Source organism: Brevundimonas sp. FV1ye28, assembly GCF_058681135.1.
Map to the genome: position 1 here is coordinate 145,154 of NZ_CM178731.1, position 16,186 is coordinate 161,339.

Sequence of the window (16,186 nt, forward strand, 5' to 3'; positions counted from 1 at the left end):
CTTCGGCGTGTGCAAAGCCAGGAATCACATCGTCTCCAATCGTAGCGCCTTGAGCTTCACCGCATCGATCTCGCCCGACGCGATCTTGCACAGCATCAGGCACGACAGCCGCGCCCGCTCGACGAAACTGTCGGGCCAGGCGAACTCCTCTGACGAATGGATCAGCCCACCGCGAACCCCGAGCGTGTCGATATTCGGCAGCCCCGCCGCATGCAGATTGTTCCCCTCGCACACTCCGCCGGACGCAGACCAGGCGATCGCCTGCCCCAGCAGGGCGCCGGTTTCCCGAAGCGCTTCGAACAGCGCGGTCTGTGACGCATCCATCGGCTTGGGCGCCCGCGTCATCCCGCCGTGCAGGTCCAGCGTCAGTCCCTCGAACGGCGCCGCCGCCACGATCTCCCCGATCGCATCCACGACCCAGGCCGCACTCTGCGCATCCGGCACGCGGACATTGAACCGCACCACGGCATTGTCCGCCACGACGTTCAGCGCCCCGCCGCCCGAGATGCGCGCCACATTGACCGTCACCCCCTCGCGCCGCCCGTTCAGGCCATGCAGGGCCGCCGCGACCATCGCCGCCCCGGCCACCGCATTGGCCCCCTCATGGAAGGCGCGCCCCGCATGCGCCGCCTTGCCCGTGACGATCAGGTGGAAGTTCCCGCTGCCCTTCCGCGCTCCCGCCAGGGTGCCGTCCGCCAGCGCCGGCTCATAGGTCATGCCGACATGCCCCCGTGCGCCCAGTTCGGCCAGCAGCGGCGCCGAGGCCGGGGATCCGATCTCCTCGTCCGGCGACAACAGGACGGTCCACCCGACCCGCTCCCGCTCCGGGTGGGTCTCGAACGCCTCCAGTGCCCCGAGCATGACGGAGATGCCGCCCTTCATGTCGGCGATCCCCGGCCCGTTCAGCGCCCCGTCCGACCGCGCCAAGACGGTCTGGAATCCGCTGTCCGCCGGATAGACGGTGTCATAATGGCCGGTCAGCACGACCTGGATCGGCGCCTCCGGCCGCGCGGTGATCTTCAGCGCATCGGCCCGCGCCTGGGGCTTCAGCGCCCCGTCGTCGCCGATGGTGGAGAACCCCAGCGTCGGAATCCGCTCGACCTCGGCCGGCAGTTTCGCCGCCTCGGCCTCCAGCAGCCCCAGGACGGCCTCCAGCCCTTCCGCATGATCGCTGCCGGAGTTGACGTTCGCCCACCGAACCGCACGCTCGACCAGAACGGCCTCGCCCCGCCCGACCAGGTCGAGGGCGGCCTGATCCTGTGGGAGAATCCGCATGGTGGGACTCTAGACGGGGCAGGAGCAAAGGTGAACACCACTTCCCTCTCCCCTTGCGGGCGGGTGAAGGATCATCTCCGCTCTCTCTCACCGTGCACCCCGGCGAAGGCCGGGGTCCAGATGGAGGTCACCAAGGGTTCAGGCAGCACACCGACACCTCATCCCGGCCGCCTGGGCGCTTGATCTGGACCCCGGCCTTCGCCGGGGTGCACGGATAAGGGCGTCCAAGTTTGCCCAAGTACGCCCCGAATCCCCCAACGATTCCAACGCCCCGAACTTTTAAGACCCCTCCGAACCGGCGCCCCCTCGAACATCCCTTATGATGGGAGCCATCCCGTCGTCGGGGAAGGCGTCCTGGGCCCAGGACCCGGACGTGCGGCGGGACCGATCGTAGCGGGATTGTCCGGGGGGCGTGAAACCTCGGAGCCCGGCGGGCCTGAGCCCGCCGCCCGTCGCGGGCCTATCGCCTGAGGGTCCAAAGGACTCGGGATTCGTGGCCGGTCTTCGCCGAGGCGGGGATGCAGGCCCCCCCGGGGTGTCCGTAAACCCGCTGGGTGACGCTCGCGGACCCGGTCGGGGACGGAGCCTTCGGCGCGAGCCGAAAACACAATCAATCGGTCCCCGTAACGCGAAAGCAGGGGGCCACCTCGGTTCCGGGCAACCGCCCAGGCTCCGTCGACTTCCCCATACCCGTTCAACGCGGAAGGACGATGAGGCGTGTCTGGCGCCACCTTGTGTAAGGCACCCTTGTCATGTAAGGGTCGCTTGTCATATTTTTGGAAGGAAGCGACATATGAGCTGGTTGAACGCCCTGAACCCCTCGACTCCCATCACCACGGAATCCGAGGCCGCACGTGCCGCCAAGGCCAGCGCGATCTCGATCATCATCGGCGTCGTCGTCGGTCTGGCCAGCCTGGCCTGGACCCTGGCCAATCCGGGCGCGGTGCAGGACGCCGTGGCCACCGCATCCCAGGGCGGGGCCGGCGACCCGGCGACCACCCAGGCCGCGCTTCAGGCCGGTCTGTGGATGGCGGGCGGACTGGTGCTGATCCAGGCCATCTTCGCCATCGTCCAATGGCGCAGCCCGGGCAAGTTCATCGCCATCCTCTTCATGGTCCTGATCGCCTTCGGCCTGGTGTCGTCCCTGGCCACGCCTCTGCTCGCCGGATCCGTCCCGAACATGCCCAACACGCCGATCTGGCAGATCGCCCTCTCGGTCGTGATCATGATCGTCCAGATGATCCTGCACGTCACCGGCCTGAAGGGCATCAAGGCCCTCGACCGCATCCAGATGGAGCAGGCGCGCTAATCGCCCGCTGATCGATTGGGCCGTCGGTCCTGCGCTCCGGTCCCCGGAACGCGGGACTGGCGGCGCCAGCGGATCGACAGGGTCGCGTCGCCTTGTCCGCCGAACTCGGAGCTGATGGCCAGGTTGCGCCGCACCTGCCATTCGACATTGACCGCCGCCCCGCCTTCGCCGCCGCCGATGATCTCCAGATAGACGTCGTCGGTGATGTAGCGACCGCCCGCCACCGTCAGGGCCGAGGCCTCGCCGCCGAACGACAGCCGGTCCAGACCGGCCAGTTCACGCAGGTTGCCGATCACGTCGAACCCGCCGCCGCCCGCCAGCGACGCCACACCCGCCGCCAGTTGAGCCGCCTCGAACGGCGACAGCTGGGACGCCGATCGCCCGAACAGGACCTGCGACAGGATCTCGTCCTGCGGCAGGGCAGGGGTCGAGGTCAGCAGGATCTCCGGCCTCGCCGCCGTGCCGGTCACCCGGATCGTCGCTGTCAAAGCCGGATCCTCGCGCACCGCCGAAAGGTTCAGCCGGATGCGGTTCGGGTCTGTGGACAGGGCGACCGAGCCTCGGTCGTCGAAGACGAACCGCTTGCCCGCGAACTCGTAGTCGCCTCGCACGATGTTGGCAGTCCCGCTCAGCACGGGCTGGGCGATCGTGCCCCTGACCTGGGCGTTGACGTTGAGCAGGACGTTCAGGCCCCGGCCCTCGACGCTGACGTTGCCGCCGCGCGAACGCAACCGGATGTCCATGCCGATCTGCGGACCCCGGCTCGGGCCGTCTTCGGTCTCGACCGGATCGCCGCCGGGGCGGTTGATCTCGACCACGTCCATGCCGACGATGCCGCTGGAGCCCGGCGGATTGGCTTCGATCCGGGCCTCGTCGATGACGATCTCGCCGGCCAGCTGGATATTGCCGTCGGCGCCGCGAACCACGGTCAACGGACCCGAGGCGCGCCCTTCGGCGATCTCGTTGTCGATGATCTTGAAGCGCGTCAGGGCCAGTTCGAAGTTCGATCCCGACCCTTCCCGCAATCCGATCCGCCCATCGCCCGAAACCGTGCCGCCCGAACCGTCGTTGGCGGTGAAGGTCTGGATCAGGGCCGTCGCATCGTCGAACCGGCTGGCCAGGGTCACGTCGTTCAGCGTCAGGCCCACGCCGTTGTCGCGGAACCGCCCCTGCTGAAGGTTCAGCCGCCCGTTGATCAGCGGCGCCGCCAGCGTCCCTCCGAGGGTCGCCGATCCGTCGACCTGACCGGCCAGGGTCCGTTCGCCGCCAAAGAATACGTCCCAGATCGGCTGGATCTGGCCCTGCACCTCGACCTCGCCCGACATCGTCCGGGTCCGGGCGATGGCCAGTCTCAGCGGCGCGGCGGAGGCCTCGACCGGCAGGGTGACGTCGGCGGTCGCCCGTACCGCATCGGTGCCGGCCGCATTGGCCTGGATCCGCAGCGTATCGTTGACCAGCGTCGCCGTGACCGCCCCGTCCACCGAAAGCCCTCGGGGCGCGTCGACGCTTCGCAGCTGCGACAGGTTCACGTTCGCCGATCCCGACAGGTCGTCACCCGAACCGCGCAGCGATATCCGGCCGGTCACCCGACCCCTCAGGTCCGGTGCGATCGATCCCAGTTCGACGCTCGTGAGATCGGCCTGAATGACTGCCGCATCGGAATCCTGCCGGACCTCGCCCATCAGGACCCCGCCGCCGACCGACAGGTCCACCCGGGCAACGCGGCCGTCTCCGGCCAGGGCGATCACCGCCGGATTGCGGGTCGAGAAGGCGACTTCTCGCACCTTGCCGTCGCCGCTCAGGGTCACGCTCTGCGCTTCGCCCTGTCGCGAATAGACGCCGGACCCGTCGAACGAGACGGGCGTCCCCCCACCGACATCGGCCTTCAGAGTGAACGGCAGACGGTCCAGCGTCCCGCGTCCGTCCAGTGCGAAGGTCCGGATCAGATAGGTCGACCCCGCCAGCCGAACATTCGTCCCGCTCACGTCCAGGATCGCCGTCTCGTCCCCCTCGCCCTCGGTCAGGCGGACCCGGCCATCAGCCGAGCCGGAGGCGAGGAACGCCCCGGGCCGGGCGGTGAAGGTCAGGTCGGCGCTCGACGGCGTGTTGTTCGCCAGCGCCACCGACCCCTGCGCGGTGATCCCGCCGGCGTTCAGATCCACGTCCGACAGCCGTATCCGATTGCCGCCGAGGAAGAAGTTCCCCGCCGCCCGGGCCGGGCCATAGTTCGATCCGGCAGTCATCACCACCCGCCCGTCCGAGGCGTCCGCCCCCTTCCTGAAGCTCAACACCAGATCGGCGTCAGTCAGCTTCAGCGGACCCGCGGCCACGCTGCCGAAGGCGGCGGTCAGATCGACACGGGGCTGGGCCAGGGTGCCGGTCAGGGCGCCGTCTCCGGTCATCGCCCCGTCGATGGCCACAGGCCCGACGCCGAAGGGACCGCGAGCATTCCAGTTCAGCGCCAGTCGTAGACGTCCTTCGGGCTCGATCAATCCGCGCGCCGATGCTGTCCCGGCCGCCCCGGTCAGCAGGCCCCGCTCGATGGCGATCCTTCCGTCGTCGAGGTTGCCTGTGAGCTGCAGCCGGGGTGTCGCGCCCAGCAGGCGATCCAATTCCTCCATGCCGGTGGCCAGTCGTCCGCCGCGCCCGTCGAAGGCCAGGACCCAGGGCGCACCGCTGCGGGCCGAGGACGCCTGGATCGGCCCGCCGAAGGTCCCTCGTGCGCCCGGCTGAATGCGGCCGACATCGGTGATCTCGGCCCGACCCCGGAAGCCGAGGCCGCCGGTCAGGCTGCGTCCGCCCGAACCGTTCAACGTCAGCGCCTGCCCCCGCACATCGATCTTCTGCAACAGGATCGCGCCGTCCGACAGACGCGAGGCCTCGAACGAAGCGCGCGGCGCGGCGCCGAGCAGGGCGCCGACGATGCCTTCGCTGCGACCGCCGACGACCCGGAGATCTCCCGCCAATCCGATGCGGCCCCGGTCGGCCGATATGTCCAGCGGTCCGGCGATCGCGCCAGCCGCGTAGCTGGCGAGATCGGCGTTCGACAGACGCACGTCTCCGTCGAGCTTCCAGCGGGTCGCGTCGCCGGTGAAGACGCCGGAATAGGTCGCCGCACCGCCGATGGTCGAGCCGGCCAGCCGGGTGACCGAACCGGTGGACACCGTCACCGTGACGCCATCCGGCGCGCTGCGGTCGTCGAGATGAATCAGACCCTGGGCGCTGGACTGCAGATTCTCCGACGTCAGCTGCCAGGCCATGCCCTGTACGCCTTCGCGGTCGGCCGCCGGAATGGAGGCGAAGCCGAAACGCGCGGTGCGGCCGATCCGCTCGACGAACGGCTCCAGCAGGTCCGAACCGCTGAAGTCGAAATAGCCCGAGATGCGTGAACCCTCGGGGCCATATCGACCCGAGACGGTCAGAGGCGTGAACTCACCGGTCCGGACCACGGCGTTGACGATGTCGCCATTGACCAGGGCCGATGCGAAGAAGGGCTGATCCGGCGAATAGCCGAGCGATCCCGCCAACGGTCCTCCCTGGGCCTCGCTGGCCCGCAGGTTCAGACGCAGATCCTCGGGCTTGGCGCCGAGCGTGGCGCCGATCCGCAGAAAATCACCGGGCCGGTTCAGGCTGTAGGCGGCGACATTGGCGACCCTGTCGCCGGCACGAGGGACCAGGGCGTCGCCGGTCAGTCGCCAGCGACCATATTCCTGCGAGAACCCTTCGAGCAGTTCGATGTCGGCGGTGAACTTGTCGATATCGATGCTGATCGGCATCGGTTGCGGCGGCCGGCCGTCCGGCGGATCGAGCTCCGGTCTACGGATCAGGCGGATCGACTGGGCAGTAATCTCGCTGGCGTGGAACCTGCGGGTCAGAAGCGGCCAGTAGCTCCAGTCCACGCGAACATCCCGAGCCTCCAGCCAGACGCCTTTCTCGTCGGTGATCGTGACGCGACCGAGCGTGAAGTCGTCGAACAGATCGCCCCGAAGGCCTTCGACATTGATCCGGCCGTAGCGGCTGATCTTCTTGCCGGCGACGAAGCTGGTGACCAGGTCTCGCCCCGGTCCGGAGACCAGATACATGCGCCCCCCGAACGCCAGGATCAGCGTCAGCGCCAGCAGACCGATGAGCGCGAAACCGCCGAAGAAGGCGAAGGCCTGGAGCCGCGTGCGACGGCGCCTTTCCGCCTTGGCCGGCGTCTCCATGCCGGCGGCGATCTCTTCAGACGAAACGACCTCGACCGGCTTCTTCTTTCGAAGGGACGGCAAGCGACGCGGAGGCTTGGGGGTCGGATCGGTCAAAACGCCTGACCGATGCTGACATAGACCTGGAAGTCGGCGTCGCCCTCACGCTTGTCGAGAGGGAAGGCGATGTCGGCGCGGATCGGGCCGAAGGACAGATTGTACCGCGCCCCGATGCCGACGGCGGAGCGCAGGTTCGACAAGTCGGGTGTCTCCGAGAAGCCGACCGCTCCTGCATCGACGAACCCGACCACACCGAACCCCTTGCCGAGGTCGCGGCGTACCTCGCCCGAAACCTCGAACAGGGAGATGCCGCCGCGGGGCGTATTGTCAGGCAGGCGGGGGCCGACGCCCTGGTACTGATAGCCGCGCACAGAACCGCCGCCGCCGGAGTAGAACAGACGATCCGACGGGACGCTCAACTCGCTGCCGCCGATGATCGACCCCAGCCGGGCGCGACCAGCCAGGACGGTTCGGGCGTCGTCCTGTAAAGGCAGATAGGCCGTGGCCTGGGCCTCGGTCCGCAGGAAGAGGATCGTATCCTCGCCGGCCACGGCGGTCGGCTGGACGTTCAGCGTCATGCGCCAGCCTGTGGTCGGGTTCAGCGGATCGTTCGAATGGTCGATATAGGCGCTGCCCCGGCCGGTAAGGATCGCCAGGTCACGGTCGAACGAGATCGGTGCCTGGGTGACCGGATCGAACCGGTTCTCGCTATAGCGACCCGCGTCCAGGCCGATGCCGTAGCTGTAGAAGGACGTCTTGCCGATGCGCTGGCGCAGGTCGGCGGACAGGACGCCGGCCGTCCGGACGTAGGCGTCCGTATCCTCGTTCACGACAGCGGCGGAAAGGGCCAGCGTCTGGCCCGGGGTCCGCCAGTGCGGCAGCGACAGGTCGGCGCCGATCCGGCTGTCGATATTGGCGATCCGCGCCTGGAACCTCAGGGTGTCCGCCCGGCCGAAGCGATTGTACCAGGTCCACAGCCCTTCGACGCCGGAACCGTCGGCGGTCGAGAAGGTCGCCCCGGCTTCAAGAATGCGGCGCGGCCGGTCGGTCAACGTCACCACGACCGGACGATTGCCCTCCGGCGTGGTCTGGTCCGCCGCCGTGAGCGCCACCGCCACCCCGTCATAGACGCCAGTCTCCAGCAGCCGACGTTCCAGTTCGGCGACCTGTTCCGGATCGTAGCGCTGACCCTCGTTCCAGGGCGCCAGAGCCATGACCCATTCCGGGTTGGTCGGACCCCGTGTCTCGACCCGCACGCCGTCCAGGCGGACAAGGGGGCCGGCGTCGATGTTGAAAGTCGGCGCCACGGTCATGGCGGCGTGGTCGACGACGACGCGGCGCGGCTGGGTCACGGCGTCGGGATACCCCTCGCGCCCCAGGCTGGCGATGATCCTGCCCTCTCCGGCGATAACATCCGCGGCCCGGCCCGGTTCGCCCGGCTCAAGCTGGATCTCGGCTTGGGCGGTGCGGATGACCTCGGCTTCGGGCTCCGCATCCACCCACTGGATGACAGGCTCGGCCAGGATGAAGCGAGGCCCCGGTGTGATCTCGACGATGGCGACCGGATTATCCTCGCCCTCGACGATGTCGGAGAGCACCGGCTGGTAGTAGCCCTCTGACCGAAGCAGGGCCTCGGCGGATTCTACGGCGGCTCGAGCTCGGCGGCGGGCGTCGAAGCCATTAGTCGGCGGGCCGTCGGTCTCGCCGATCGCACGAACCAGGGCCGCACGTAGGTCGGCGTCCATGTCGCCCCTGATCTGGGCGCGAGAATCGGCCAGAGCCGCCCCAGTGCCGACCAAGCCAAGCGCCGCCGCTACCAGTGCGGTCGAGATATGGCGGAAGGGAGTAGTCGTTGACGTCAAAATGCAACCCTGATCGGCGATCCGGTCCGGATGGATCGAACCCGCCTGAGGCCCCCCTCAATCAGCGAATCGGGACGACCTTGCGGCCGATCAATAAAACAGGGTTTCGCTCTCGGGCTGAACCGTCTCTTCCGACGACCGATTTTCCGGCGGCAGGGTCGAGTTGGGCGGCGCGATGTCGGTCGGGGCGGCGGTGTCTGCGGCCGGCACTCCGGCATCGGCCGCGGACGGAGCGGCGGGGGCCTCGATCGGCGGCGGCGCAGTCTCAACATCCTGATAAGCCGGCTCCTCGCAACCCGCGACGGCCAGACCCACGCCACCCAAAGCGGCCAACAACATCAAACGCTTCATTTCAAATCTCCCCCGGAGTGCGGCGTCGGAACGCGCCGTGAACTGGCCTGTTCCATAGCTTGTCGCGGTTCTTTGGTCACCTTGGATCAACGCCGTTCTGGCAACCAATCCTTCGTCTATTGGAGCGACAATCCCTCCAACGGGAGGACTCCAACATGACGGCGAACGGCTATGCCATGATCGCCCAGGTGCGTTTTCGCGAGTTGAAGACCCGGATCGCCCTGGCGGCGTTCATCGCCGTTACGGCCTGGTTCCTAACGCAGACGATCTGGCCGGCCGTCTGGTTCGGTGCCGTGGTGGCGACGCAGGCGCTCGACTGGATCGCCTTCCGGCCCTTGCGCAAACAGCCCGATCTGGATCCGTCGCTGGCCTACAAGATTATCCTGTGCGCGACCGCTTCGATCAATGTGATCGTCTATTCAGGCATCGCGGCCTACCTGTGGGCTGCGGGTGGTGACGCAGGCCGGCTGTTCGCCATCATCCAGGTGGCGGGCGGCCTGCTGCACGTCAGCCTGCACATGCACCACATGCGACCCCTACTGTTCGCAGCGGTCATTCCGCACAGTCTCTATTTCCTCGGTATGCCGATTGTCAGCGCCATCGCGCACGGCAAGCCCCAGGAGGCGCTGATCGCGCTCGGCGGCGTGCTCTACATGATGCATCTGGTCGTCGCTGTTCGTCAGAGTTCCATGACGACCAAGGCGCTGCAGACGGCCAACACGGAGGCTCGAGAGGAACGCGAGAAGGCGGAGGTGGCCAGTGCCGCCAAGTCCGATTTCCTCGCCGTGATCAGTCACGAGATTCGCACCCCCATGAACGCCGTGATCTCGGCGGCTAACCTGCTGCGCCGCACCAGATTGGATCGGGAGCAGCGCGAGCACGTCTCGATGTTGCTCGACGCCGGTGATGTTCTAGTGGGTCTGCTGAACGACGTTCTTGACCTCTCAAAGATCGAGGCCGGCAAGATGCAGCTCGAGTCCTCGGTCATGGACCTGCGGGAAAAACTGGGTTCGCTCGGTCGCCTGTGGGGGCCGAAGGCGGAGGCGAACGGGGTGCGGTTGAAGATCGAGATCAATCCCGAGGTGCCCGACAGCGTCCGGACCGACCCGCTGCGCCTGCAACAGATGCTTTTCAATCTCTTGTCCAACGCCGTGAAGTTCACCGACGACGGCTCGATCACCGTTTCGGTGGATTGGCGAGGGGCCGATAGTCGCCTGATCATCGCAGTGATCGACACCGGCGTCGGCATTCCGACCGACCGGCTCGCTCGCATCTTCGACAGTTTCGAACAGGTGGATGCGGGAACGACGCGGAAATACGGCGGCACGGGCCTAGGGCTTGCGATCAGCCGCAAGCTTGCCGAGATCATGGGCGGCCGTCTGACGGCCGAGAGCGTAGAAGGCGAAGGCTCGACCTTCGTTCTTAGCCTGCCGATGGAGGCGGTGGCCAAACCGGCGGCTGAGACGCGTCGCCGGGCCGCCCCGCAGACCGGCCTGAAGGGCAAGATCATTCTCGCGGCGGACGATCACGCGGTGAACAGACGTATTCTCAGCCTTCTGCTCGAACCGCACGGGTGCAAAATTCATCTGGTCGAGAACGGCGCTGAGGCCGTGGAGGCGGCGAAGGCCCAGCGTTTCGACGCCATCCTGATGGATATGCAGATGCCGGTGATGGACGGGCTGGAAGCGTCTGCGAAGATCAGGGCCGAGGGTCTCAATCGCAGGACTCCGCTGATCGCCCTGACCGCCAACGCCATGGATACGCACCGTGCGGCCTGGGACGACGCCGGCGTTCACGCCTTCCTGACCAAGCCGATCGACCCAGTCCTGCTGGCCGCGACATTGGCCGAGGCCTGCGCCGAGCCGGTCGATGACGATCAGGCTCTGGTCGCCTAGGCCCAGCGTGAAAGCGCCTCCTCCAAGGTCAAGGATCCTGCAGGTTCGATAGGCGCCACCTCGGCGTCGAAACGCGGCGCGGGCGACGGCTGGGGCGGTGCGCCGGAAATGGTCTGGCGGGCCTTGTTGTGAGGATGCTCGGCGGCCTCTGCAAAGCTCAGGACCGGTGTGACACAGGCCTCCGTCCCTTCGAAATGCGCGGCCCATTCGTCGCGGGGCCGGCCGGCGAACAGTTCGCCAATCCTCGCCTCCAGCGCAGGCCAGCCGCTGATCGGGAACTGCGGCGCCTCCTCCGGCGTCAGTTCCAGGCCGGCCAGCAAGGCGGCGTAGAAGCGCGGCTCCAGCGCTCCGACCGCTACGAACTTTCCGTCTGAGCAAGGGTAGCAGCGATAGAAGGGCGCGGAGCCGTCCAGCAGATTGGTCCCGCGTTCGCTCGACCACTGGCCGCCTGCCGACAGGGCGAAGAACAGTCCCGACAGAAGCGTCGTGCCGTCGGTCATGGCGGCGTCGACGACACGGCCCTTGCCCGTGGTGCGGGCCTCGATCACGGCGGCGAGCACGCCGACGATCAGCAGCATGGCTCCGCCGCCGTAGTCGCCGACAAGGTTCAGCGGCGGCACGGGCGGCCGACCGGCCTCGCCCATCGCATGCAGGGCCCCGGTCAGGCCGATATAGTTGATGTCGTGCCCGACCATCTGGGACAGCGGCCCCGTCTGACCCCAGCCGGTGACGCGGCCATAGACCAGCTTGGGGTTACGCTCGGCGCAGACCTGGGGGCCGAGCCCCAGTCGTTCCAATACGCCGGGACGAAAGCCTTCGATGATCGCATCAGCGCCCGCGATCAGGTCCAGCACCCGATCGCGATCCTGCGGTGACTTCAGATCGACCGGCACGGCGTTGCGGGCCCGATGTGTCACCGAGCCGCCGGCGTCGCCGAAGGCTCCGGTGCCGTTAGCGCGGCTGAGGCGCAGGACGTCTGCTCCCAGATCAGCGAGGACCATGCCGGCGAAGGTCACGGGACCAAGGCCGTCGAACTCGATGATGCGGACGCCGGAAAGTGGTTTCATCGACGTTTGCTAGCCGTTGCCGCGAGCCCGGTCGAGATTATCTAGGGGAAGCCTCACGCCATCAAGGCGGAGAAACGATGGTACGTCCTCTCGGGCTCGAACCGAGGACCCTCTGATTAAAAGTCAGATGCTCTAACCAACTGAGCTAAGGACGCACATCGCATGTCCGCAAACGGCTGGGCCGTTTCGCGGTTGCGCCTTCTGGTTCATCGGGCGTGTCGGGTCAAGGGCTGAACCTTCCTTTCCTGATCTTGTCGGCCGTGTTCGTGGACATGAGTCCCATGCCGCGTATGGTGCGGCATCGTTCGGGGGAGAGTTGGCATGCGCGGTTTCGGGATCACGGCGGCTGCGGTTGCAGCCATCGGGCTGACGGCCTGCACGCCGGCCGAAGACAAGGCAGCCGCCCCTCCGGCTGTGGCTCGGGCTGCGCCACAGCCGAGCCAGACGATGAAGGAGACCTTCGTCAACTGCACCTGGGGCGAGACGACAGGCGGGGGGCTGTCGATCTGGAGCTATGCCTGCCCGCAGTCCGGCAATACGCACATGGTCTATGACGCCAGCCTGCCGGGCTTCGCGCTGGAAGGGACCTACGACGGCCAGACGGCGCGCAGCCCGGCCGTCGTGATCTTCAAGAAGGCCGCAGAGGCGCCCCTCGACTCCATATTGGCCGAGGTGCGCGCCAAATCGCCGGGACCGCACTCGGCGACCTGCGTCCTGTCGACCATTCCGAGCCCCGAGGGCGATATCGCGGGCTTCGAACCGACCGGGGCGGTGAAGACCCAATGGGACGCCTTCGCGTCCGGCGCCGAAGGGGCGGAGCCGATGGACGCACCGTGCGGCGACATGGGGCCGCAGATGTCGGGCGACCGGGGCTTCCGTGTGCTGGCCGACGACCCGACGACGGTGGTCTTCATCGAATACGGCAGCGAGATCCAGCCGTTCGATTTCACGACGATCCGCAAGGTCGGTTGATCCGGAGTTCTAGTGTCGGTGCGTAGCGTTCTGATCCTTTCGTGTCTGGCCCTGCTGGGCGGCTGTTCGGCCGCGCGTCAGGTGGGAGACGGGTTCGGCGATGCGGTGACCTCCCCGCTGGTCGATCTGAATGTGCGCCGGGACCAGATCCCGACGGTGCTGCTGCAGGCTCAGGCCAATCCGTATGACCGGCGGAATCTGAGCCAGTGCACGACCATCGGGGCCGAGGTGGCGCGGCTGGACGAGGCGCTGGGACCCGATCGCGACGAACCGCCGGCGCCCGACAGCCCGACGCTGAGTGAACGGGCCCAGGACGCGATCGCCGAGGCGGCGCTGGATGCGATCCGCGACGCGGTGACCGACTTCATTCCGTATCGCAGCTGGGTTCGGCAGCTGACCGGCGCCCAGGCGCGGTCCAAGACGGTGCAGGATGCGGTCGAGGCCGGACGGCTCAGGCGGGCCTTCCTGAAGGGGCTGGGAATGCGGGCCAACTGTTCGCCCCCGGCGTCGCCCGCCTGGTTCAGGCCAGCAGGGCGTTCGCAGCGTTGACAGCCCGCTCTGGTGAGGCAAACCTTAGCCTGCATTTTGGAGCTGATATGTCTTGCACCAGGCCGTCGCGTTCCCAGCAGGTCGTCATCATTCTGCTTGGTGCGCTCGCGGTGCGCGCTCTTTCCGGCGACGCGATCGGTGCCTTCATGGATGGAATGTACATCGGGTTCACCGACGGGATCTAGCGACCGGCGGGTCGGCGTTTGTCGCTGCGGTCGCCTCTGATCTGGACCGTGCCGTCCCTGGCGAAGGCCTCGAAGGTCGGCTTGTCGATGTTGCGGAACTCGCCCGTGCGGTCCCAGTCCCAGTCGAAGGAGATCAACTCGCCCTTGTGAGCGAACTTGCCGGACCAGTGGGCGAAGAAGGAATATTTGTCGCCGCCGATAATGATGACGTGGCGATGCAGCGCCGTCTCATTGCCCTCGTCGCGGGGTGGCTCTTCCAGATAGGTGTTGTAGGCGTGGAAGCCTGACTTCTCGATGCGCATGGCTAGTTCGACGTATGGCGGGCGTGGAAGTCGCGGCGGAACTGTTCGAAGCGGCCGTGCTGGATGGCGTCGCGCATGGCGGCGGTCAGGGCCTGGAAGAAGGCGATGTTGTGCCAGCTGAGCAGGATCTTACCGAGGATTTCGTCGGCGCGGATCAGGTGATGCAGATAGGCCTTTGAATAGGTCGAGGACGGGCCGTCGATGGTCGGATCCAGCGGATCCTGGTCCTCGGCGAAGCGGGCGTTCTTGAGATTGATGGGGCCCTCCCAGGTCCAGGCCTGGCCGTGACGGCCGGCCCGTGTGGGCAGGACGCAGTCGAACATGTCGACGCCGCGATGCACGGCCTCGACCAGGTCGATCGGCTTGCCGACGCCCATCAGATAGCGGGGGCGGTCGGCGGGCAGCATGTCGGGGGCGTAGTCCAGGACCTCGCACATGGCTGTATGGCCCTCGCCGACGGCCAGGCCGCCGATGGCGTAGCCGTCGAAGCCGATCTCCTGAAGCTGGTCCGACGACTGGCGGCGCAGATCTTGATACGTCGAACCCTGCTGGATGCCGAACAGGGCCTGGGTCTCCCGCGTGCCGAAGGCGGCTTTCGAGCGGGCGCCCCAGCGGATGGAGAGCTCCATGGCGGCCTTGGCGGCGGGTTTCTCGGCCGGGTAGGCGACGCACTGGTCGAGCTGCATCGAGATGTCGGCGCCGATGCGGTCGGCCTGGATCTCGATCGAACGCTCGGGCGACAGGACGTGTTTGGAGCCGTCGATGTGGCTGGAGAAGGTGACGGCGTCTTCCTTGACCTTGGAGATGCCGGCCAGGGACATGACCTGGAAACCGCCCGAGTCGGTCAGGATCGGCTTATCCCACCCCATGAATTTGTGGAGGCCGCCGAGGCGCTCCATGCGCTCGGGGCCGGGGCGCAGCATCAGGTGGTAGGTGTTGCCGAGGATGATGTCGGCGCCTGTCTGTTTGACCTGATCGACGGTCATCGCCTTGACCGTGGCGGCGGTGCCGACGGGCATGAAGGCGGGGGTGCGGATGTCGCCGCGCGGAGTCTTCAGAACGCCGGTGCGGGCACGGCCTTCGGTGGCCGAGATGTCGAATGGAAAGGGCATGGGGTGGTGGCCTTAGCGGCTAAGGCCCTTGAGGTCACGCCTCAGGCCCGCGATCTTGTCGTCAGGCCGTCAGCGCTCGAGGAAGTTTGAATGTGACGGTCTCCGGCTCGCCGGGATCGTCGGCAAGGGTGACGTCAAAGCGGTCCTGCAAGGCCTGCACGACGGCTTGCACGAGCGGCTCCGGGGCCGAGGCACCCGCGGTGACCCCGACGGTCGAGACGCCGTCCAACCAGCTCCAGTCGATGTGCGAGGCGTCGTCGATCAGCTGGGCGTTGCCGGCGCCGGCGCGCAGGGCCACTTCGACCAGCCGCACGGAGTTGGAGGAGTTCTTCGATCCTACGACCAAAATCAGATCCGAACCTACGGCCAGTTGTTTGACCGCCTCCTGCCGGTTGGTGGTGGCGTAGCAGATGTCTTCCTTGTGCGGGTCCGGCAGTTCGGGGAAGCGACGCTTCAAGGCGCGCAGGATCTCCGAAGTGTCGTCCAGCGACAGGGTCGTCTGGGTCGCGTAGGCCAAGGGCAGGTCGCCGGGGCGCTGGAAGGTCTCGGCGTCCTCGACTGTTTCCACTAGCGTGATGGCACCCTCGGGCAACTGGCCCAGGGTGCCGACGACCTCGGGGTGGCCGGCGTGGCCAATCAGGATGATATGGCGGCCGTTGACGTGATGACGTTCCGCCTCGACGTGGACCTTGGACACCAGTGGGCAGGTGGCGTCGAGGAACAGAAGTTCACGGGCGCGAGCGGTTGCGGGCACGGATTTCGGCACGCCATGGGCGGAGAACACGACGGGGCGGTCGTCGGGGCATTCGTCGAGATCCTTGACGAAAACGGCGCCGAGCCCCTTGAGGCGATCAACCACATGTTTGTTGTGGACGATCTCGTGGCGGACGTAGACCGGCGCGCCGAATTTCTCGATCGCGCGCTCGACGATCTGGATAGCGCGATCCACCCCGGCGCAGAAGCCACGGGGCGTCGCCATGCGCACGGTCAACGGGCGAAGCGCGGCGACGGGGGAGGGGGCAAACGCGTCCATGGGCTGAACCTAGTCGTTCCGGGTCTTCGT

Annotated in this window: 12 protein-coding genes and 1 tRNA gene; 4 read left to right on the forward strand and 9 right to left on the reverse strand. The window is 67.3% G+C overall.

The features are described 5' to 3' along the window. Window positions 1-24: 24 nt before the first annotated feature. Window positions 25-1,275: a hydrolase gene (locus tag ACW171_RS00710; RefSeq protein WP_492095002.1), complete on the reverse strand. Its 1,251-nt coding sequence runs from the start codon at window positions 1,273-1,275 to the stop codon at window positions 25-27. A 793-nt stretch (window positions 1,276-2,068) separates the two neighbouring features. Between ACW171_RS00710 and ACW171_RS00715 the strand changes: the two genes are divergently transcribed. Further along, window positions 2,069-2,584: a hypothetical protein gene (locus ACW171_RS00715; RefSeq protein WP_492095004.1), complete on the forward strand. Its 516-nt coding sequence runs from the start codon at window positions 2,069-2,071 to the stop codon at window positions 2,582-2,584. Here ACW171_RS00715 and ACW171_RS00720 read toward each other — a convergent pair. From ACW171_RS00720 to ACW171_RS00730, 3 genes are all read right to left on the reverse strand, one after another. After that, window positions 2,581-6,789, reverse strand: a complete 4,209-nt coding sequence (locus ACW171_RS00720) for a translocation/assembly module TamB domain-containing protein (RefSeq protein ID WP_492096568.1) — start codon at window positions 6,787-6,789, stop codon at window positions 2,581-2,583. The two genes, ACW171_RS00715 and ACW171_RS00720, sit on opposite strands and share 4 nt — an antisense overlap. Window positions 6,790-6,881: 92 nt before the next feature. Next, a complete protein-coding gene (locus tag ACW171_RS00725) occupies window positions 6,882-8,573 on the reverse strand; it encodes an autotransporter assembly complex protein TamA (protein WP_492095005.1) in 1,692 nt (563 codons plus the stop codon). A 207-nt stretch (window positions 8,574-8,780) separates the two neighbouring features. Continuing rightward, window positions 8,781-9,041 (reverse strand): hypothetical protein, encoded by a 261-nt coding sequence (locus ACW171_RS00730; RefSeq protein WP_492095007.1) that lies wholly within the window; start codon window positions 9,039-9,041, stop codon window positions 8,781-8,783. A 155-nt stretch (window positions 9,042-9,196) separates the two neighbouring features. Between ACW171_RS00730 and ACW171_RS00735 the strand changes: the two genes are divergently transcribed. Beyond that, window positions 9,197-10,936: an ATP-binding protein gene (locus tag ACW171_RS00735; RefSeq protein ID WP_492095009.1), complete on the forward strand. Its 1,740-nt coding sequence runs from the start codon at window positions 9,197-9,199 to the stop codon at window positions 10,934-10,936. Here the strand turns inward: ACW171_RS00735 and ACW171_RS00740 are convergent. Both ACW171_RS00740 and ACW171_RS00745 read right to left on the reverse strand, forming a co-directional pair. Then, window positions 10,933-12,003, reverse strand: coding sequence for a CaiB/BaiF CoA transferase family protein (locus tag ACW171_RS00740; protein ID WP_492095011.1), 1,071 nt, complete (start codon window positions 12,001-12,003; stop codon window positions 10,933-10,935). The genes ACW171_RS00735 and ACW171_RS00740 overlap by 4 nt on opposite strands. Before the next feature lie 78 nt (window positions 12,004-12,081). Next, window positions 12,082-12,158, reverse strand: a tRNA-Lys gene (locus ACW171_RS00745). Window positions 12,159-12,324: 166 nt separating this feature from the next. Between ACW171_RS00745 and ACW171_RS00750 the strand changes: the two genes are divergently transcribed. Further along, window positions 12,325-12,975 carry a hypothetical protein gene (locus ACW171_RS00750; RefSeq protein WP_492095012.1) on the forward strand — a complete coding sequence of 217 codons (651 nt, stop codon included), beginning with the start codon at window positions 12,325-12,327 and terminating at the stop codon, window positions 12,973-12,975. An 18-nt stretch (window positions 12,976-12,993) separates the two neighbouring features. After that, complete coding sequence (locus tag ACW171_RS00755) at window positions 12,994-13,524, forward strand: hypothetical protein (RefSeq protein WP_492095013.1); 531 nt, start codon at window positions 12,994-12,996, stop codon at window positions 13,522-13,524. A gap of 181 nt (window positions 13,525-13,705) precedes the next feature. Here the strand turns inward: ACW171_RS00755 and ACW171_RS00760 are convergent, their stop codons facing one another. The 3 genes from ACW171_RS00760 to ispH all read right to left on the reverse strand — a co-directional run bounded on the left by ACW171_RS00760 (window position 13,706) and on the right by ispH (window position 16,156). Continuing rightward, entirely contained in the window at window positions 13,706-14,011 is a 306-nt protein-coding gene (locus ACW171_RS00760) for a hypothetical protein (RefSeq protein ID WP_492095015.1), read from the reverse strand. Window positions 14,012-14,013: 2 nt separating this feature from the next. Beyond that, window positions 14,014-15,123 carry a tRNA guanosine(34) transglycosylase Tgt gene (gene tgt / locus ACW171_RS00765; protein ID WP_492095017.1) on the reverse strand — a complete coding sequence of 370 codons (1,110 nt, stop codon included), beginning with the start codon at window positions 15,121-15,123 and terminating at the stop codon, window positions 14,014-14,016. A 61-nt stretch (window positions 15,124-15,184) separates the two neighbouring features. Then, a complete protein-coding gene (ispH, locus tag ACW171_RS00770) occupies window positions 15,185-16,156 on the reverse strand; it encodes a 4-hydroxy-3-methylbut-2-enyl diphosphate reductase (RefSeq protein WP_492095019.1) in 972 nt (323 codons plus the stop codon). Window positions 16,157-16,186 lie beyond the last annotated feature (30 nt).